Raw genomic sequence first — 492 nt, 5'->3', positions numbered from 1 at the left:
GTGGACGAACGCGGAGCCGGACACGCTGATGGAGCGGGTGCTTGCACCGGCCAACCTCAGGCGTGCGTATCAACGCGTGGTTAGCAACAAGGGGGCTCCGGGTGCTGATGGCATGACGGTCGCTGACTTGGCGGGCTACGTGAAACAGTATTGGCCAACCCTCAAGGCCAGGTTGCTGGCCGGTGAATACCATCCCCAAGCAGTGCGAGCGGCTGAAATTCCCAAGCCGCAGGGCGGCACACGGCAACTGGGAATCCCCACCGTCGTGGATCGCCTGATCCAGCAAGCACTGCAGCAGCAGCTCACACCTATCTTCGACCCACTGTTCTCGGACTACAGCTATGGTTTTCGTCCGGGCAGAAGTACGCATCAAGCCATCGAGATGGCTCGTGCTCATGTGACAGCGGGACACCGCTGGTGCGTGGAACTTGATCTGGAGAAGTTTTTCGATCGGGTCAATCACGACATCCTCATGGCCTGCATCGAACGTCG

1 protein-coding gene is annotated in these 492 nt (G+C 59.8%); it reads left to right on the top strand.

What is annotated here, in order from left to right; genetic code table 11:
• Positions 1-492: reverse transcriptase domain-containing protein (locus tag ACF8SD_RS07060; RefSeq protein WP_392484130.1), on the top strand; the 492-nt coding region annotated here is incomplete at both ends.

It is taken from the genome of Pseudomonas sp. CJQ_9 (assembly GCF_043106615.1).
In the GTDB taxonomy this organism is placed as follows: Bacteria; Pseudomonadota; Gammaproteobacteria; order Pseudomonadales; family Pseudomonadaceae; genus Aquipseudomonas; species Aquipseudomonas juntendi.
The sequence above is the reverse complement of the archived record's forward strand: the minus strand, read 5'-3'. Positions and strand labels throughout refer to the sequence as shown.